The organism is Geodermatophilus sp. SYSU D00742, from assembly GCF_054049935.1.
On record NZ_JBJGYJ010000002.1, the window covers coordinates 33,714 to 52,378 of the forward strand.

16 protein-coding genes are annotated in these 18,665 nt (G+C 74.3%); 11 read left to right on the forward strand and 5 right to left on the reverse strand.

Translation table 11 applies throughout. From position 1 onward, the window contains the following. Positions 1 to 38: 38 nt before the first annotated feature. On the reverse strand, positions 39 to 785 hold the full coding sequence (locus ACI78V_RS01635; RefSeq protein ID WP_456848266.1) for a sensor histidine kinase: 747 nt from the start codon (positions 783 to 785) through the stop codon (positions 39 to 41). Positions 786 to 853: 68 nt separating this feature from the next. Here ACI78V_RS01635 and ACI78V_RS01640 point away from each other — a divergent pair, with 68 nt between their 5' ends. The 3 genes from ACI78V_RS01640 (at position 854) to ACI78V_RS01650 (ending at position 4,091) form a co-directional block, all read left to right on the forward strand. Continuing rightward, positions 854 to 1,540, forward strand: a complete 687-nt coding sequence (locus ACI78V_RS01640) for a response regulator (RefSeq protein ID WP_456848268.1) — start codon at positions 854 to 856, stop codon at positions 1,538 to 1,540. An 83-nt stretch (positions 1,541 to 1,623) separates the two neighbouring features. Beyond that, complete coding sequence (locus ACI78V_RS01645) at positions 1,624 to 2,724, forward strand: saccharopine dehydrogenase family protein (protein ID WP_456848270.1); 1,101 nt, start codon at positions 1,624 to 1,626, stop codon at positions 2,722 to 2,724. Continuing rightward, positions 2,721 to 4,091, forward strand: a complete 1,371-nt coding sequence (locus ACI78V_RS01650) for a glutamate mutase L (RefSeq protein WP_456848272.1) — start codon at positions 2,721 to 2,723, stop codon at positions 4,089 to 4,091. The genes ACI78V_RS01645 and ACI78V_RS01650 overlap by 4 nt, the downstream gene beginning before the upstream one ends. A gap of 117 nt (positions 4,092 to 4,208) precedes the next feature. On the opposite strand, the gene ACI78V_RS01655 is transcribed toward ACI78V_RS01650, so the two are convergent. Further along, the gene (locus ACI78V_RS01655) at positions 4,209 to 5,690 is read right to left on the reverse strand and encodes a PH domain-containing protein (protein WP_456848274.1); all 1,482 of its coding nucleotides are present in this window, start codon (positions 5,688 to 5,690) and stop codon (positions 4,209 to 4,211) included. Then, a complete protein-coding gene (locus tag ACI78V_RS01660; protein ID WP_456848276.1) occupies positions 5,687 to 6,196 on the reverse strand; it encodes a PH domain-containing protein in 510 nt (169 codons plus the stop codon). The genes ACI78V_RS01655 and ACI78V_RS01660 overlap by 4 nt, the downstream gene beginning before the upstream one ends. 58 nt (positions 6,197 to 6,254) lie before the next feature. On the opposite strand from ACI78V_RS01660, the gene ACI78V_RS01665 reads away from it, so the two are divergent. Continuing rightward, positions 6,255 to 6,584, forward strand: coding sequence for a rhodanese-like domain-containing protein (locus ACI78V_RS01665; protein ID WP_456848621.1), 330 nt, complete (start codon positions 6,255 to 6,257; stop codon positions 6,582 to 6,584). 57 nt (positions 6,585 to 6,641) lie between these two features. On the opposite strand, the gene ACI78V_RS01670 is transcribed toward ACI78V_RS01665, so the two are convergent. Continuing rightward, on the reverse strand, positions 6,642 to 8,258 hold the full coding sequence (locus tag ACI78V_RS01670) for a long-chain fatty acid--CoA ligase (protein ID WP_456848278.1): 1,617 nt from the start codon (positions 8,256 to 8,258) through the stop codon (positions 6,642 to 6,644). An 82-nt stretch (positions 8,259 to 8,340) separates the two neighbouring features. Beyond that, positions 8,341 to 9,549, reverse strand: coding sequence for a cytochrome P450 (locus ACI78V_RS01675; protein ID WP_456848280.1), 1,209 nt, complete (start codon positions 9,547 to 9,549; stop codon positions 8,341 to 8,343). A 91-nt stretch (positions 9,550 to 9,640) separates the two neighbouring features. Here ACI78V_RS01675 and ACI78V_RS01680 point away from each other — a divergent pair, with 91 nt between their 5' ends. The 7 genes from ACI78V_RS01680 (at position 9,641) to ACI78V_RS01710 (ending at position 18,663) form a co-directional block, all read left to right on the forward strand. After that, positions 9,641 to 10,579: a DUF5926 family protein gene (locus tag ACI78V_RS01680; protein WP_456848282.1), complete on the forward strand. Its 939-nt coding sequence runs from the start codon at positions 9,641 to 9,643 to the stop codon at positions 10,577 to 10,579. Between the two features lie 345 nt (positions 10,580 to 10,924). After that, complete coding sequence (gene chvE, locus ACI78V_RS01685) at positions 10,925 to 12,058, forward strand: multiple monosaccharide ABC transporter substrate-binding protein (RefSeq protein ID WP_456848284.1); 1,134 nt, start codon at positions 10,925 to 10,927, stop codon at positions 12,056 to 12,058. 171 nt (positions 12,059 to 12,229) lie between these two features. Beyond that, positions 12,230 to 13,768 carry a multiple monosaccharide ABC transporter ATP-binding protein gene (gene mmsA, locus ACI78V_RS01690; RefSeq protein ID WP_456848286.1) on the forward strand — a complete coding sequence of 513 codons (1,539 nt, stop codon included), beginning with the start codon at positions 12,230 to 12,232 and terminating at the stop codon, positions 13,766 to 13,768. Then, a complete protein-coding gene (mmsB, locus tag ACI78V_RS01695) occupies positions 13,765 to 15,030 on the forward strand; it encodes a multiple monosaccharide ABC transporter permease (RefSeq protein ID WP_456848288.1) in 1,266 nt (421 codons plus the stop codon). Before mmsA ends, mmsB begins: the two co-directional genes overlap by 4 nt. Before the next feature lie 84 nt (positions 15,031 to 15,114). After that, on the forward strand, positions 15,115 to 16,161 hold the full coding sequence (locus ACI78V_RS01700; protein WP_456848290.1) for a LacI family DNA-binding transcriptional regulator: 1,047 nt from the start codon (positions 15,115 to 15,117) through the stop codon (positions 16,159 to 16,161). Positions 16,162 to 16,255: 94 nt separating this feature from the next. Beyond that, positions 16,256 to 17,932 (forward strand): xylulokinase, encoded by a 1,677-nt coding sequence (locus ACI78V_RS01705; RefSeq protein ID WP_456848292.1) that lies wholly within the window; start codon positions 16,256 to 16,258, stop codon positions 17,930 to 17,932. Continuing rightward, on the forward strand, positions 17,929 to 18,663 hold the full coding sequence (locus ACI78V_RS01710; protein WP_456848294.1) for an L-ribulose-5-phosphate 4-epimerase: 735 nt from the start codon (positions 17,929 to 17,931) through the stop codon (positions 18,661 to 18,663). Before ACI78V_RS01705 ends, ACI78V_RS01710 begins: the two co-directional genes overlap by 4 nt. The last annotated feature ends 2 nt before the right edge of the window (positions 18,664 to 18,665 follow it).

Sequence of the window (18,665 nt, forward strand, 5' to 3'; positions counted from 1 at the left end):
GCCGACTCGCGAGGCGTGGGGGGCGGAGGGGTCCTCTCTCAGCGGTCGGGGAGCTGCACGGTGAGGGTCAGCGCGGGGCCGTCGACCTCCCACACCACCCGGCCGCCGAGCTCCCGGGTCTGCCGGCGCACCGACCACAGACCCAGGCCGGTCAGGTCCGGGGGCGGCAGCTCGGTGCCGAGGTGGCCGATCAGCCGCTCGGGCCGGGCGACGGCCTGGGTGAGCGCCAGGTGCGCCCAGCCGGGCCGCCGGGAGACCACCACCTGGACGGGGGCACCCTCCCCGTGGCGGTGTGCGTTCTCCAGCAGGTTGACCAGGATCCGCTGGACCCGGGCGTCGGCGACGCCGACCTCCTCCGCACCGTCGTCGAAGCGCACGGTCAGCTGCCGCGGGGGCAGGCCGGAGGTCGTGGCGGAGACGCGGACGACGTCGCCCAGCGTGCGCGCCCCGCGGCCGCGGCCGATCGCCCCGCCCGTGGCCGCGGCCGTGCGCAGCATCGACGACAGGTGCGCGGTCTGGGCGCGGGCCAGTTCCAGCAGCTCGGCGGGGTCGGCTGCCTGCCCCGACGCGCTCCCGCCCCGGCCGAGTGACCCGAGCGCCGCCTCCAGCGACGCCAGGGGGGAGCGCATGTCGTGGCACAGCGCCCGGACGACGGCGTCCTCGGGGGTGGCCGGTGCCTCCTCGGGGACCCCGGTCCGGTGCAGGTGGGTGCGGACGAGGTGGAACAGGTCGGCGAGGAGCCGGTGGCGGGCGTGCGGCGTCGGTGGGTTGGCGGCCAGGGTCATGGGCACCTCCGTCGTGCGGTCCGGCCAGCAGCGCGCCGGGCGCAGCGACCGTCTGGGGAGAGATCGGGTTGACCGACGCCGGGGCTGGGCGCCGTCCTGTCGACGTCGTGCTCGTCGACGACCACCCGCTGTTCAGCCGGGGGCTGGCTCTGCTGCTGCCCGAGGTGAGTGACGGGCGGGTGCGGATCGTGGGGACGACGGATGACGCCTCGGCGGCCGCTGCGCTGGTGCGCCGGTACCACGCCGACGTCGCCGTGATCGACCTGCACATGCCGCCGCCCGGCGGGACGCGGGCGATCGCCGCGGTGCGCCGCGCGGACCCCATGGTCCGGGTCGTGGCGCTGTCGGGACTGGCCGAGGCCGACGGCGCCATCGAGGCGCTGCGCGCGGGCGCGGCCGGCTTCCTGCCCAAGACCGCCGACCCGGAGGCGCTGGTGCGGCCCCTGCTCGCCGTCCTGGACGGCTGGTCGGTGCTGCCGGAGGACCTGCTGCGCCGGCTGCTCGAGGACGCCGCCCCGACCGGCGAGCAGACCATCGCCGACCGGCTGACCGCCGACGAGCGTCGGCTGTGGCGGCTGGTCGCCGACGGGACCAGCACGATGGACATCGCCACGACGCTGCACGTGTCCGAGCGCACCGCCAAGCGGCTGGTCGCCCACCTGTTGCGCAGCCTCGGCGTCGCCACACGGGTGGAGGCCGCCGCGCTGGCGGGCAGGGTGAACCTGGGCAGGGGCACCGGCGCTCCGCAGCAGTGAGTTGCGTGAGGCAACCGATCGGGGCGCATCGCGGGCCCGCTACCCGACCACCTCGATCAACACGCCTGGCTAGGGTCGGCCCGGTGACCGCGCGGATCGTCCTCCTCGGTGCGACCGGCTACACGGGCTCGCGGACCGCGCAGGCGCTGGCCGTACGCGGTGCCCACCCGGTGCTCGCCGGCCGCGACCCCGTCCGCCTCGCGGCCCTGGCCGACCGGCTCGGCGGCCTGGAGACCGTGCGGGCCGACGTCGGCGACCCGGCGTCCGTGCGGGCCCTGCTCGGCGCCGGCGACGTGCTGGTCAGCACCGTCGGCCCGTTCCTCCGGCTCGGCGGCCCGGCGGTCGAGGCCGCGGTCGACGCGGGGGCGGTCTACCTGGACTCCACGGGCGAGCCGCCGTTCGTCCGCCGGGTCTTCGAGGACGCCGGCCCGCGCGCCGCGGCCACCGGCGCCGGGCTGGTGCCCGCCTTCGGTCTGGACTACGTCCCGGGCACGCTCGCCGCAGCGCTCGCGCTGGTGGAGGCCGGCGACCGGGCCCACCGGGTCGACGTCGGGTACGCCCTCGACGGCACCTCGGGACAGGCGTTCTCGCGCGGCACGCTGGTCTCGCTGGCCGGCGTGCTGCTCGAACCCGGCTTCGCCTTCACCGGCGGCCGGCTGCGAGAGGAGGCGGCGGGCCGGCGGGTGTGGCGGTTCGAGGCCGGCGGGCGGCCCCGGCGCGGGCTGTCGGTGGGCGGCGCCGAGCACCTGACGCTGCCGGGCCTCGCGCCCGGGCTGCGCGAGGTCGGCGTCCACCTGGACTGGTTCGGCGCGCTGACACCGGTCGCGCACCGGCTGGCCCCGCTGGTGCCGCCCGCAGGGCGGTTGCCGCTGGTGCGCCGGGGCACGCAGCGGCTGGCCGCGGCGGTCGCTGCCCGGGTCGGGGAGGCGCCCTCGGAGCGGACCCTCGCCGAGGCCCGCACCCGCACGGTGGCCGAGGTCCGGGACCGCACCGGTGCGGTGCTCGGCCGCGTCGAGCTGGCCGGGCCCGAGCCCTACGGCCTCACCGCCGAGCTGCTGGCCTGGGGTGCCACGCACGCCGCCGAGCACGGCCTGCGCGGCGTCGGCGCGCTCGGTCCGGTGCAGGCCTTCGGGTTGGACGCGCTGACCGCCGGCGCCACCGCGGCCGGGCTGCACCGCGCATGAGCCGCGTCGCCTGCGTCGACATCGGCTCGACCTGGACCAAGGCCGCCCTCGTCGGGCTGCCCGACGGCGACCTCCTCGCCACCGCGCAGGCGCCCACCGACCCCCAGGACGTCGTCCGCGGGGTGCTGGCCGCGACCGCCGGCTTCACCGGTGTCCCGGTGCTCGCCTGCTCCAGTGCCGGTGGCGGGCTCCGGCTGGCGGTGATCGGCTACGAGGAGCTGATCAGCGCCGAGGCGGGGCACCGGGCGGCACTGTCGGCCGGCGCCCGCGTCGTCCACGTGGCGGCGGGGCGGCTGGCCGGCGAGGACCTCGCCCGGCTGGCGGCGGCGGAGCCGGACGTCGTCCTGCTGGTCGGCGGCACCGACGGCGGGGAGGCCTCGGTGCTGCGGCACAACGCCGGTGCCCTGGCTGCTTCGGCCGCGCTGGAGCGGCGGTCCCCGCCCGGGTCCCGCCCCGAGCGTGCTGAGGACGCGGGGGTCCCTCCCCGGGTGCCGGGGGGCCGCGGCGTCCTGCGTCGGTCCGTGCCGGTGGTGCTGGCGGGCAACGCCGCCGTCCGCGAGGAGGTGGCGGCCGTGCTGCGGGACGGCGGGTTGCCGGTGACCGTGACGGACAACGTGCTGCCCGACATCGGCCGGCTGGCCCCGGGACCGGCGCGGGCGGCGATCCGGGCGGTCTTCCTCCGGCACGTGATCGGCGGTGACCGGCTCTCCACCGATCCCCGGCTGCGGGAGTGGGTGCAGACCGTGACCCCGGACGCCGTCCTCGCGGGGGTGACCGTCCTGGCGGCGGCGCGCTCCGGGGCACCCGCACCGGGGGTGGTCGTGGTGGACGTCGGGGGCGCGACCACGGACGTGTACTGCGTACCCGACCCGGACGCCGAGCAGGCGAGCCTGGGCCGCGAGGCGGTCGGCGTCCCGGCCGCGCGGCGCACGGTCGAGGGTGACCTCGGCGTCGCGGCGAGCGTCGCGGCGCTGCGGGCGGCCGCCGCCGCCGAGGACGTGCCGGTGCCCGGCGAGGACGCGCTGGACCTCGGCGTCGCGGCCGCCACGATCGCGCTGCGCCGGCACCTGCGCGCCGAGCAGGCCTACGGATCGGGCGGCGCGGGCGCCCGGGGGTCGGGGCTCGTCGTCCTCTCCGGCGGGGTGTTCCGGCACGCCGGGCCGGCCGCGCTCGAGGCCGCGGTCGCCGGGGTCGCCGCCGACCGGGGCGGAGCCGGCGGCGTGCTCGCCGGGGCGACCGTCGTCGTCGACCGGCGGTACGTGCTGGCGGCCGCCGGGCTGCTGGCCGCCCGGCACCCGGCGGCGGCGGCCGGCCTGGTCGGCGGGCTGTCCGGTGCGGGAGCCGCCGGCCCGCCGGCGGGGAGGTGACCGAGGACTGCGCGCCGGCCGGCCGTGGGCCACGGGGACCGGGCGCGGACGCCATGCCGTCGTGCCGGCACCCTCGGCGCTCCGCCGGACCCCCGCCGGGCGTGGGGCGTCCCGACCTCAGGACGCGAGGGTCCCGGCCCACGTCCCCGACGACGCCGCGGCGGTGAAGGTGGCGACGTCCGCGGCGGCCATGTCGATCGCGGCGTAGCCGCCGCTGCCGGCGCCGACGCAGGCCACGACCGTGGCCACGCCGGCACGGCGTTGCACGACGCTCTGCCGGACCTGCCAGCCGACGACCGCGCGGCGCTGCAGCACCGCCTGCTCCCGCACCAGCCAGCCGCTGCGCACGCTGAACGTGCGCGCGCCGGCCGTGTGCCCCAGGGCGTGGTACCGGCCGATCCCGATCGGGACGCCGAGCACGGTGAGCACCACCCCGGCGGCCAGCACCCACCACCAGCCGAGGGTGACCGTCGCGACGCCGCCCGCGGCGGTGAGCAGCAGGCCGGCCCCGACGGCGCGGACCAGTCGCCGGCGCCGGGCCGCGGGCGGGTGGCCCACCAGACGCCCCGGGTCCTCGACCAGCCGGCGCAGCAGCGCCTCGGCCGCCGTCCGCGGTCCCAGCGGCAGCAGCTGGCCCCGGCGGCTGGCCTGGCCGAGGCCGGTGACCAGCGCGTTCACCCGGGCCGCCCGCACCCAGCGCATGCCGACGCCCTCGCTGAGGGTGCCGCCGCGGATGCGGTCGACCTCCAGCTCGGTGTGCCGCCGGGTGACCAGCCCGCGGACGGCGACCAGCGTCGCCCCCCGCCGCACCAGCCGGAAGCGCCAGTTGACCACCGCCGCACCGACCACCGCCGCGAGCGCCAGCAGCACCGCCGCGAGCAGCAGCGCGGCCACGGCCACCTGGACGTCGGCGAGGTCGGGCCCGTCGAGCTCGGGCACGAGGCGGTCGGGCAGCTCGTCGAGGAACCGGAACAGCGTGCCGACGGCGGCCAGGGGGACGACGAGGTAGCTGCCCACCAGCGGCGCGTACAGCAGCCAACGGTTGTCGAAGCGGGCGAACTCCTCCTCCGGGACCCCCGCGGCGGTGCCGTCCGCCGGGGCGGCGGCCACCCCCGGCGCGGTGCTCCGCCGGGCCAGCAGCGTCTCCCGGAGCCGGTCGCCCTCGGCGCGCGGGACACCGTCGACGACCACCTCCTCCTCGTTGACGCCGACCGACCCCGCCGCGGCGTCGATGCGCACGCGCACCAGCCCGAACACCCGGTGCAGCAGCGGTGTCTCGACCTCCACGCCGCGGATGCGGTCGTTGGGCACCGTGCGCACCGACCGGGCCAGCAGGCCCCGGGTGACCACGACCGCCGTCGGCCCGTCGGCGTAGCTGAACCGCCACCAGCTCAGCACGGCGGCCGCCAGCGACACCGCGGTGATCGCCGTGGCCAGCAGGACCACCGTGCTCAGCCCGTCGTCGAAGCCGATGACCGCGGCGAGCGGGATCAGCGCCGGCACCAGCTGGCGGGCCTGCCGGAAGGTGGCGGTGTGCACGGCCACGATCCGCGGGGAGGTCCGCCGTCCGGGCGGGACCTCGGTCCCCGGCCCGCTCACGTCGCCTCGTCGCGGACGAGCTCCGCGCGGCGGGCGAGGTCGTCGGCCACCCGCGCGGCGACGTCGGCCTCCAGGTGCCAGACGCGCACGGTGCCCTGGCTGGAGGCGGTGAGCACCGCGACGGTGGCCAGGCCGAACAGCTGCTGGAGCACCCCGCGGGTGACGTCGACGGTCTGGATGCGGGAGACCGGCACCAGCGTCCACGTGCGGGTCAGCCAGCCGGTGAGGGTGTAGACCGCCTCGTCGGTGACCTCCCAGCGGTGCACACGGTGGCGGAACCACGGGCGGATGCCGATCGCCACGACCGCGTAGCCCACCACCAGCGCCGGCAGCACCCACCGCAGCACCGGCACGGGCCCGCCGACGGGGACGAAGAGGACGAACGCCGCTGCCAGCGCCCCGTAGACGAGCGTGCCGATCACCCCCTCGGTGACCCACAGCCCGATCGCGGAGCGGGACAGGGACCAGGCGGGGTCGCGCACGGGGGTGACCGCGTCGGTGCTCATCGCGGCCCATCCTCGCAGCCCCGCGTCCCGTCGCCGCCGTGTCACGATGGGGTGCGTGATGCCGCAGCAGGTCCCCACCGTGTCCGCCAGCGAGGTCCCCGAGGACGCCGTCGTCCTCGACGTCCGTGAGGACGACGAGTGGGTGTACGGGCACATCGAGGGGGCGACGCACATCGCGATGGGCGAGGTCCCGGCCCGGCTCGACGACGTGCCCGAGGGCGACCCGGTGTACGTCGTGTGCCGCAGCGGCGGGCGCTCGGCGCGGGTCGCGGCGTGGCTCAACGTCAACGGCTACGACGCGGTGAACGTCGGCGGCGGCATGGGGCAGTGGGAGGCGGCCGGCCGGCCCATGGTGAGCGAGACCGGCCGGCCTCCCTTCGTGCGCTGACCGCCGTGCACATCCGCGGATGTGCACGCAGCCCGACCGCGGATGTGCCCGGCGGGCTCAGCCGTCCAGTTCCATCTCCGCGAAGCGGGCGCGCAGGTCCTTCTTGGAGAACTTGCCGACGCTGGTCTTGGGCACCTCGTCGATGAACGTGACGGCGTCGGGCAGCCACCACTTGGCCACCTGCGGCCTGAGGTGCTCCAGGACCTCGTCCTCGGTCATCGACTCGCCCTCCCTGAGGACGACGCAGGCCAGCGGGCGCTCGTCCCACTTGGGGTGCGGGATGCCGACGACCGCGGCCTCCTTGACCTTCGGGTGGCTCATGATCGCGTTCTCGAGGTCGACCGAGCTGATCCACTCACCGCCGGACTTGATGAGGTCCTTGGTGCGGTCGGCGATCCGGATCGAGCCGAACTCGTCCATCGCGGCGACGTCACCGGTCCGCATCCAGCCGTCCGGCGTCGTCAGCTCCACCCCGGCGTCGGGGTTGTAGTAGTCCTGCGCGCACCACGGCCCGCGCACCTGCAGCTCACCGGTGGCCCGGTCGTCCCACGGCTGGGGCTCGAACGTCTCGGCGTCGACGATGCGCGCCTCCACGCCGAGGAAGGGGATGCCGGCGCGCGCCCGCTGGGCGGCCCTGGTGTCGTCGTCGGCGTCCGCGTACCGCCGGGGCAGGATGCCCGACGACGCGACCGGGTGCGTCTCGGTCATGCCCCAGGCCTGCAGGATCGGCAGGCCGACCTGCTCGCGGTAGGCCTCGCTCAGCGCCCGTGGCACCGCCGAGCCGCCGCAGCCGATCTCGCGCAGCTGGTGGGAGCGACCGGCCAGGTGCGGCAGGACGCCCTGCCAGATCGTCGGGACGCCGGCGGTGAAGGTGACGCCCTCCTCGACGATCAGGTCGGCCAGGGCCTCGGGCTGCATCATCGGGCCGGGCATGACGAGCGAGGCGCCGGCAGCCGGGGCGGCCTGCGCGATGCCCCAGGCATTGGCGTGGAACATCGGCACGACCGGCATCGCGACGTCCTGGATGCCCAGACCGAACGCGTTGGGCGCCATCACGCCCATCGTGTGCAGCCAGGTCGAGCGGTGCGAGTAGACGACGCCCTTCGGGTTGCCCGTGGTGCCGGACGTGTAGCACATCGAGGCGGCCCGCCACTCGTCGTCGACGTGGAAGTCGACCGGCTGGGCCTCGGCGAGGAGTGTCTCGTAGTCGAGCACCCGCGGGTCGTCGGGGATCTCGTTGGAGCCGCCGTCGTCCATGACCACCACGTGCCGGATCGTCTTCATGGTGTCGATCAGCGGCCACAGGAGCGGGAGCACGGTGCGGTCGGCGAAGACCACCTCGTCCTCGGCGTGGTTGGCGATGTAGGTGAGCTGCTCGGGGAACAGCCGGATGTTGAGGGTGTGCAGCACCCGACCGGTGGACGGCGCGGCGAAGTAGAGCTCGAGGTGGCGCTGGCTGTTCCAGCCGAACGTGCCCACCCGGCCGTCCGCGCTGATGCCGAGCGTGTCCAGCACCCCGCCCAGCCTCCTGGTGCGCTGGGCCCACTCCGCGTACGTCGTGCGGGTGATCCCGGCGGGCCCGGCCGTGGCGATGGTGCCGTCGCCGTAGTGCTGCTCGACGTGCCGGAAGATCGCATCGATGGTCAGGGGGTAGTCCTGCATCAGCCCACGCATGGCCCCGATCGTGCCAGTGACCCCGCTCACGCTCCACCGGTCCCGGGCGGGGGGCGGAGACGGCCACATCCGCCGCTCCGGGTCACCCCGAGAGGACGACGGGGAGCCGGGCCAGACCGCGGATGACGAACTCCGGACGCCGCACCGGCTCGCCACCCAGCTCCAGTCGCGTGGTGCGGTCGAGCAGTGCGCCGAAGGACGCCTGCAGCTCCACGCGGGCCAGCGGGGCGCCGATGCAGAAGTGGACGCCGGCGCCGAAGGTGATGTGCGGGTTGTCGGTGCGGCCGACGTCGAGGGCCTCCGGGTCGGCGAAGACGGCGGGGTCGTGGTTGGCCGACCCCAGCAGGGCGGCGATCCTCTGCCCCTCGCGCACGGTCACGCCACCGATCTCCACGTCCTCGGTGGCGGTCCGCTCGAACAGCTGCAGCGGCGAGTCGAAGCGCATGAGCTCCTCGATCGCCGTCGGCAGCAGCGCCCGGTCCGCCCGCAGCCGGGCCAGCTGGTCGGGGGAGCGGAGCAGGGCGAGCAACCCGTTGCCGGTGACGTTGACCGTCGCCTCGTGGCCGGCGTTGAGCAGCAGGATGCAGGTGGTGACCAGCTCGTCCTCGGTGAGCCGGTCGCCCTCGGTGTCGCGCACCGTGACCAGGTGGCTGACGAGGTCGTCGCCGAGGTCCCTCCGCCGGTCGGCGGCCAGCTCGCGCAGGTAGGCGACGAACTCGCCCGCGGCGCGCTCGGCGGCCTCCTCCACGGCCGTCGTCCGCCCGTACTCGTACATCTTCACGATCGCGTTCGACCACGGGCGCAGCAGCGGCCGGTCGGCCTCGGGGACGCCGAGCAGCTCCGCGATGACGTCGACCGGTAGCTGCTCGGCCATGCCGGAGAGGACGTCGACCGGCTCCACCCCGCCGGACCGCTCGACCAGCTCGTCGACCAGCCGGCCGGCCAGCTGCTCCACCCACGGCCGCAGCCGCTCGACGTGGCCGCGGGCGAACGCGGTGCTGATCAGCCGCCGCAGCCGGGTGTGGTCGGGGGGCTCCATCTCGAGGATGGCGTTGCGGTGGATGAGGTTGAAGTCGCCGAACCGCTCGGCCGGCTGCCGGTCGCGCCAGATCCGGCCCAGCCGCCGGTCGCGCAGGACGGCGTTGGACCCGGCGTGGGTGAAGGCCAGCCACAGGCCCAGGCCCTCGTGCCACTGCACCGGCGCGACCTCGCGCGCGCGGGCGAACGCCGGATAGGGGTCGGCGACGACGGCGGGGTCGGTGAGGTCGAGCGGGAGGGCGGTGCTGGTCACGGGTCCACAGCGTAGAGAGGCGACCCCCTCGCCCCCGCCGCTCGCAGGCTCGTGGCGGGACCCTGCGCGGTGGCCGCCTAGCCTGGGGCCCATGGCCCGCTCCGCGACCCGCCGCCGTCCCGCTGCCGCCCCCGCCGCCGACGGGGGCGTGAACCCCAAGGCGCCGTGCCCCTGCGGTTCCGGCCGCCGGTACAAGCACTGCCACGGCTCCGGCTACGCCCCGCCGGTGACCCGCCCGTTCGAGGGCCTGCCGGGCGAGCCGCACTGGGTGGCGCTGCGCGAGCTGGTCCCCGCGGCGACCGCACCGCTGACCACCGCCGACGGGCGCGACGTCACCCTCGCCAGCGTGCTGCCCGGCGGGGCGCCGGCGCTGGTGCGGGCCAACGGCGAGATCCTGCTCGGCGTCCAGCTGCAGGGCTCGTCCGACGACGTCAGCCGCGACCTCGGGACCGCGCTCGCGGCCGCCCTCGAGGCGCCGAAGGGCGCACCGGTCGAGCCGGGCCCCATCGGTGGTGCCGGCTCGGCGGGGCCGCGGCTGCAGGAGCTGCTGGACCTCGAGGCCCCGCTCGAGGTGACCGTGCACCCCGACTTCGGCTTCTGGCTGGAGGGCACCGACGCCGGGCCCGCCGCCCAGGCCGGCCTCGAGCAGGCCAACGCGGCCGTGCTGCCCACCGAGCTGCTCCCCGACCTCGGCGCGGCCTACTGGGTGCGCCCCGGCGGTGAGCGGGCGCACCTGCGCTGGGTGCGGCCGGAGGCCGAGGAGCCGCTGCTCGACGCGCTGGCCCGGCTGCGTGCCGCCGAGCAGATCACCCTCGGGGAGGGCACGCGGTACGCCGGCGCCTTCCGCGCCCACGGCCTGGTCGTCCCGGTGTGGGACCTGCCGGCCGAGACCCCGGCCGCGGAGTGGGCCGGTCCGGCCCGCGAGTTCGGGGAGCGGCTGGAGCAGGCGCTGGCCGTCACCGACCCGCTGACCGCCGACGAGCGTCGGGCCCGCGCGGGCCTGCTCTCCCGCCAGATCACCATCCGTTGACGGCCCGCCGCCCGCCCGGGCGGCACGCCGGCGAGCTCCGTGCCCCGTCCACCCCGGTGGGCGGGGCACGCGCGCGTCCGGGGCGGCCGCCGCCCCACCCGGCGGGGCGCCCGGGAGGGAACGGAGGGGGCCGTGGTCGCGACGCGCTGCGACGTCGGCGGGACACGGTGCACCCAGAGGAATTCGGCGTTACGAGAACGTGACGGTTTCTTGTCCGCGAGGAGTTGACGCATCGCGGTTGTTAACGCTCACACTTATGCGCTCGCCCCGGGGCGAGCCTGAGCGCCGGGTCATTCGGCGGGCAGACGTCTCGAGGAGGAGATGGCAGTGCGGACAAGGCTCGGATTGACCGCCACGAGCGCGGTCCTGGCGCTCTCGCTGGCGGCCTGCGGCGGCGAGGGTGCCGGGGGCAGCGGTGGCGCCGGGGGCGGCGGCGACGCGGAGGACCTGACGATCGGCGTCTCGATGCCGACCCAGACCTCCGAGCGCTGGATCGCCGACGGCAACAACGTCAAGGAGCAGCTGGAGGCCGAGGGGTACAGCGTCGACCTGCAGTACGCCAACGACGACATCCCCACCCAGTCGCAGCAGATCGACCAGATGATCACCGAGGGTGCCGACATCCTCGTCATCGCTGCGATCGACGGCACCGCGCTCGCGGGCCAGCTGGAGAACGCGGCGTCGAACAACATCCCGGTCATCGCGTACGACCGGCTGATCCGCGACAGCGAGAACGTCGACTTCTACGTCACGTTCGACAACTTCGCCGTCGGTGTGGCCCAGGGCAACGCGCTCCTGACCGGCCTCGGTGTGCTGAACCCCGACGGTTCGCCCGGCAGCGCCACCGGCCCGTTCAACATCGAGCTGTTCGCCGGCTCGCTGGACGACAACAACGCGTTCTTCTTCTTCAACGGCGCCATGTCGGTCCTGCAGCCGAAGATCGACGACGGCACGCTGGTCGTGAAGTCGAACCAGACCGACATCGAGCAGGCCGCGATCCTGCGCTGGCAGCAGGAGACCGCCCAGCGGCGCATGGAGGACCTGCTGACCTCCACCTACAACGACGGCTCGCGGGTCGACGGCGTCCTCTCGCCCTACGACGGCATCTCGCGCGGCATCATCACCGCCCTGCAGAACGCCGGGTACGGCCCGACCCTGGACGCCGCCAACCCGATGCCGGTCGTCACCGGCCAGGACGCCGAGATCGCCTCGGTCAAGCTGATCGCCGACGGGGTCCAGAGCTCCACGATCTTCAAGGACACCCGCCTGCTGGCCGAGCAGGCCGTCGCGGCCGCCTCGGCGTTCGCCGAGGGCAACGAGCCCGAGGCCAACGACACCGAGACCTACGACAACGGCGTCAAGGTCGTCCCGTCGTACCTGCTCCCGGTCGAGACGGTCTTCGCCGACGACATCCAGTCGGTCCTGATCGACTCCGAGTACTGGACGGCCGAAGAGGTCCAGACCGGCCAGGCGGACTGACCCGCGCCAGGTGAGCCCGGCCGGGCCCGGCAGCAGTCGCTGTCGGGCCCGGCCGGCCCCACGGGACGTCCGTCCCGTACGACCTGCCACCCCGCGCCGGGGTGGCGCACACTCTCTCCACCATCCCGCGGGCGCGCCGGGCGCGTACCGACGACAGGACGACGAGGTCCCATGGACGACCACATCCTGGAGATGCGCTCCATCACCAAGACGTTCCCCGGCGTGAAGGCGCTGTCGGACGTGAACCTGAAGGTCCGCCGCGGCGAGATCCACGCCATCTGCGGCGAGAACGGCGCCGGCAAGTCGACGCTGATGAAGGTCCTGTCGGGGGTCTACCCCACCGGCAGCTACGAGGGCGAGATCGTCTACGACGGCGAGCCGGTCCGCTTCTCCGGGATCCGCGACAGCGAGCACGTCGGGATCGTGATCATCCACCAGGAGCTCGCCCTGGTGCCCTACCTGTCGATCGCCGAGAACATCTTCCTCGGCAACGAGCGCCGTGGCCGCGGCGGGCTCATCGACTGGAACAAGGCCAACGCCGAGGCCGCCCGCCTGCTCGCCGAGGTGGGCCTGGCCGAGAACCCCGTCACCCCGGTCGGCCAGCTCGGCGTCGGCAAGCAGCAGCTGGTGGAGATCGCCAAGGCGCTGTCGAAGGACGTGCGGCTGCTGATCCTCGACGAGCCGACCGCCGCGCTCAACGACAACGACTCCGCGCACCTGCTCGACCTGATGCGCCGGCTCCGGGAGCGCGGGATCACCTGCATCATGATCTCGCACAAGCTCGGGGAGATCACCGCGGTCTCGGACAACGTCACCGTCATCCGCGACGGCAAGACGGTCGAGACGCTGAGCCTGCACGCCGGCGAGGTCACCCAGGAGCGGATCATCCGCGGGATGGTCGGCCGCGACCTGGAGAGCTACTACCCGGAGCGCGAGTCGCACCCCGGCGAGGAGGTCCTGCGGGTCGAGGACTGGACCGTCTGGCACCCGACACAGGACCGCAAGGTCGTGGAGGGGGCCAGCTTCACCGTCCGCGCCGGCGAGGTCGTCGGCATCGCCGGCCTCATGGGCGCCGGGCGCACCGAGCTGGCCATGAGCCTCTTCGGGCGCGCCTACGGGCGGAACATCTCCGGACGGATGTTCGTGCACGGCAAGGAGGTCCGGCCCCGCAACGTCTCCGAGGCGATCGACGCCGGGATCGCATACGCCACCGAGGACCGCAAGCACTACGGCCTGAACCTCATCGAGGACATCCGGCGCAACGTCTCCGCCGCCGCTCTGAACAAGCTCGCCAGCAAGGGCTTCGTCAACGGCAACGAGGAGATCAAGGTCGCCGAGGGCTACCGCAAGAGCATGAACGTCAAGGCGCCGAGCGTCACCTCGATCGTCGGCAAGCTCTCCGGTGGCAACCAGCAGAAGGTCGTGCTGAGCAAGTGGCTGTACACCGACCCCGAGGTGCTCATCCTCGACGAGCCCACCCGCGGCATCGACGTGGGTGCGAAGTACGAGATCTACACGATCATCAACCGGCTGGTCGCCGCCGGTAAGGCGGTGCTGGTCATCTCCTCCGAGCTGCCCGAGCTGCTGGGCATCTGCGACCGGATCTACACGCTGTCGGCGGGCCGGATCACCGGTGAGGTGCCCGTCGCGCAGGCAACCCAGGAGAACCTCATGGAGCTCATGACCAAGGAGAAGGAGCTCGCGGCATGACCAGGACCGTTCCCCCCTCGTCGGAGCCGGAGGCCCAGACCGCCACGGCTCCCAAGGACGTCGCCCCCGCTGTCGCCCTGCACACCGGGACCAGCAACGTCCGGGCCCTGCTCACGAGCAACCTGCGCCAGAGCGGCATCTACGTGGCCTTCGTGGTCATCGTCGCCCTGTTCGCGGTCCTCACCGGCGGCACCTCGCTGAGCCCCGGCAACGTCACGAACATCGTCCTGCAGTACAGCTACATCCTCATCCTGGCCATCGGCATGGTCATCGTGATCATCGCCGGGCACATCGACCTGTCCGTCGGGTCGGTGGTCGCGCTCACCGGGGCGGTCTCCGCCGTCCTGGTCATCCGGCAGGGCATGCCGTGGTGGGCGGGCGCGCTCGCCGCCATCGCCGTGGGCCTGGCGATCGGCGCCTGGCACGGGTTCTGGGTCGCCTACGTCGGCATCCCCGCGTTCATCGTGACGCTCGCCGGCATGCTCCTGTTCCGCGGTCTCACGCTGCAGGTGCTCGACAACATCTCGCTGTCCCCGTTCCCCAGCGAGTACGGCCGGATCGCCAGCGGCTTCCTCAACGGGCTCATCGGGGGCAACGGCTACGACGCGTTCACCCTGCTCATCGGCGCGATCGCGGTCGCCGGCTACGCGTACAGCAACTTCCGCACCCGCGTCGCCCGGATCAAGTACCAGCAGCCGGTCGAGTCCTTCCCGCTGTTCGTCGCCAAGATCGTCGCCGTCGGCGCCGTCGTCATGGCCTTCGCCTGGCAGCTGGCGCACGCCCGCGGCCTGCCGATCGTGCTGATCATCCTGGCCGTGCTGATCATCTCCTACGGCGTCATCACCAAGCGCACCGTCTTCGGGCGCCAGGTGTACGCGATCGGCGGCAACCTGGCCGCGGCGACGCTGTCGGGTGTCAAGGTCCGGGCGGTCAACTTCTGGATCTTCGTCAACATGGGCTTCCTGGCCGCGATCGCCGGCATCGTCTTCTCGTCGCGGTCCAACGGCGCCCAGCCCAGCGCGGGCAACATGTTCGAGCTCGACGCGATCGCGGCCTGCTTCATCGGCGGTGCCGCCGTCACCGGTGGTGTCGGCACGGTCTTCGGCGCCATGGTCGGCGGTCTGATCATGGCCGTCATGAGCAACGGCATGCAGCTCATGGGCATCGACCAGTCCATCCAGTCGGTGGTCAAGGGCCTGGTCCTGCTCCTGGCCGTGGCCTTCGACGTCTACAACAAGCGGCGGGCCGGCGCCTCGCGCTGAGTCGCCGGGCGGCCCCGCGGGGACACCGCGGGGCCGCCCTCGCCAGCACGGGGCGACGGTGCCCCGTCAACGGGAGGGGTGGCGGTGGAGCCCGAGGGGGCGACGCGAGCGCTGGTCATGTCGGACGTCGCGGCCCGCGCCGGGGTCTCGCACCAGACGGTCTCCCGGGTCATCAACGGGCACCGCAACGTCGCTCCGCAGACCCGGGAGCGCGTCGAGCGGGCGATCCAGGAGCTCGGGTACCGGCCCAACCCCGCCGCGCGGGCGCTGGTCACCGGCTCGACCCGCACCATCGGCTTCGTCACCGTGAACATCAACCAGTACGGCCCGGCGCAGACGCTGGTCGGGCTGGAGCAGGCCGCGCGCACCGCGGGCTACTCGCTGTCGGTGACCGTCCTGGACGAGGCGACCGCCGAGGCGATGCGCGACGCGGTGGACCGGTTCGTCAGGCAGTCGGTCGACGCCGTCGTCGCGCAGGCCACCTACGACGACGCTGCCGAGGCGCTGCACCGGATCGACACCCCGCTGCCGCTGATCACCGTGCAGAGCGGTGGCGCGGTGGAGGAGCCGGCCGTGGGCGTGGACCAGGTGACCGGTGCGCGGCTGGCCACCCGGCACCTGCTCGACCTCGGCCATCGAACGGTCCACCACGTCACCGGTCCCGGCGACTCCCAGGAGGCGCGCGACCGCATCGCCGGCTGGCGGGCGGAGCTGTGCGCCCACGGGGCACCGGTCCCGCCGTACCTGCGCGGCGACTGGACGCCGTCGTCCGGGTACGCCGCCGGCAAGGAGCTGGCCGCGCGCGTGCACGCCGGTGAGGAGGTGACGGCGGTGTTCCTGGCCAACGACCAGATGGCCCTCGGGCTCCTCGCCGCCTTCCACGAGGAGGGGCTGGAGTCGCCGCGTGACGTGAGCGTCGTCGGCTTCGACGACCTGCCCGAGGCGCCCTACTTCACCCCACCCCTGACCACCGTCCGCCAGGACTTCGCCGAGCTCGGTCGCCGCGGGGTGCGGCTGGTGCTCGCCCGGCTCCGGGGTGAGGAGTTGCACCCCGACCCCGTTCCGGCGACGCTGCTGGTCCGGGGGAGCACCGGCCCCGTGCCGGTCCGTGCACTCCACGCCCCGGTGTGACCACGGACATGTTAGCGCTAACATCGACACCGTCCCGCGGTCGACCGGATCGCTGGGCCCAGGGCTGCCACCGGTGGCGGAGAGGTCTCCCGACATGACGATGGATGCCGGCGCAGCGATCACCGGAGGCCGCACGGCCCTCGGGATCGAGCTGGGGTCGACCCGCATCAAGGCCGTGCTGATCGGTCCGGACCACGCGCCGCTCGCCGTCGGCACCTCGGACTGGGAGAACCAGTTCGTGGACCGGCTGTGGACGTACTCGCTGGACGCCGTCTGGGCGGGCGTGCGGCAGAGCGTCGCGGCCCTGGCGGACGACGTGCGGCGACGCCACGGGGTCGACCTGGCAGGGGTCGGCGCGCTCGGCGTGTCGGCGATGATGCACGGCTACCTGGCCTTCGACGCCGCCGGTGAGCTCCTGACGCCCTTCCGCACCTGGCGCAACACCAACACGGGCCCGGCAGCGGAGCGGCTCAGCGCGGAGTTCGGCGTCAACATCCCGCACCGGTGGAGCGTCGCGCACCTCTACCAGGCGCTGCTGGACCGCGAGGAGCACGTCGGTCGGCTGGACCACCTGACGACCCTGGCCGGCTACGTGCACTGGCAGCTCACCGGGGAGAAGGTGCTCGGCATCGGCGATGCCAGCGGCATGTTCCCGATCGACGGCGACACCGGCGGGTACTCCGCCGCGATGCTGACCCGTTTCGACCAGCTGGCGGCCGAGGCGGGAGCGGAGCTGACCCTGGAGGACCTGCTGCCGGCGATCGCACTCGCCGGCCAGCCGGCCGGCACGCTGACCGACGCGGGTGCCGAGCTGCTCGACCCCACCGGGCGGCTGCGTCCCGGCACCCCGCTCTGCCCGCCCGAGGGGGATGCGGGAACGGGCATGGTCGCCACCGGCTCGGTCGCTCCGCGCACCGGCAACGTCTCCGCCGGGACCAGCATCTTCGCCATGGTCGTGCTCGAGCACGAGCTCAGCCGGATGCACCACGAACTCGACCTGGTCACCACGCCGGCCGGGGATCCGGTGGCCATGGTGCACTGCAACAACGGGGCCAGCGAACTGGACGCGTGGGTCGGGCTGTTCGCCGAGTTCGCCCGGGCACTGGGTGCCGCAGCCGAGCCGTCGGCCGTCTTCGAGACCCTGTTCACCGCCGCGCTCGGTGGTGCCGGCGACTGCGGCGGGATGCTCGCCTACAACTACCTCTCCGGCGAGCCCATCACCGGCTTCGAGGAGGGGCGGCCGCTGTTCCTGCGGTCCCCGGACAGCACGTTCGACCTGGGCACCTTCATGCGGACGCACCTGTTCTCGTCCCTGGCCACCCTCAGGATCGGCATGGACGTCCTGCAGAAGACCGAGGGCGTGCGGCTGGACCGCATGTTCGCGCACGGGGGCCTGTTCAAGACCCGGGGCGTGGCGCAGCGCTTCCTGGCCGCGGCGATCGACACGCCGGTCTCCGTCGGGGACGTCGCGGCCGAGGGTGGCGCTTGGGGGATGGCCGTCCTCGCCGCCTTCGCCACCCGGCGCTCGCCGGAGCAGACCCTCGCCGACTACCTGGACACCGCGGTCTTCACCGGCGCCGCGCTGGAGACCACCGAGCCCGAGCCGGCCGACGTCGCGGGCTTCGACGCGTTCATGCAGCGGTACACCGCGGCACTCCCGGTCGAGCGGGCCGCCGTGGACCACGTGGGGAACGGCTCCCGGCGGGCCGGGCCGCAGACCGCCGACACCGAGACGACCTCCGCCGCCCTGACCGAGGAGCAGCCGGCATGAACCCAGCCCCAGCCCACGAGGCCCCGCTTGCGCGCCACGTCCCCGCGGGGAACCCCAGCGGGTCCACGCCGACCGAGCGCGGCACCCACCGCGAGCAGCGCGAGCACGTCGCCCGCCTGCACGCGTACCTGACCCGCTACGAGCTGGTCACCTGGACGTCGGGCAACGTCTCCGAGCGGGTGCCGGGGGAGGACCTCTTCGTCATCAAGGGCAGCGGGGTCGAGTACGACGAGCTGACCTGGGAGGGCGTCACCGTCTGCGACCTTGACGGGAACGCCGTCGACGGGGTCAAGAAGCCCTCCAGCGACACCGACGCGCACGCGTACGTGTACCGGCACATGCCCGAGGTGAACGGCCAGGTGCACACGCACAGCCCGTACGCCACGGCCTGGGCGGCCCGCGCCGAGCCGATCCCGTGCGTGCTCACCGCGATGGCCGACGAGTTCGGCGGCCCCGTCCCGGTCGGGCCGTTCGCGCTCATCGGCGACGACTCGATCGGCCAGGGCATCGTCGCCACGCTGCGCGGCTCCCGCTCGCCCGCCGTCCTCATGCAGAACCACGGCGTCTTCACCATCGGTCCCTCGGCGAAGGCGGCGGTGAAGGCCGCCGTCATGACCGAGGACGTCGCCCGCACCGTGCACTTCTCGCGCCAGCTCGGCGAGCCGCTGCCGATCGCCCAGGCCGACGTCGACTCCTTGTACGCCCGCTACCAGAACGTCTACGGACAGTGAGG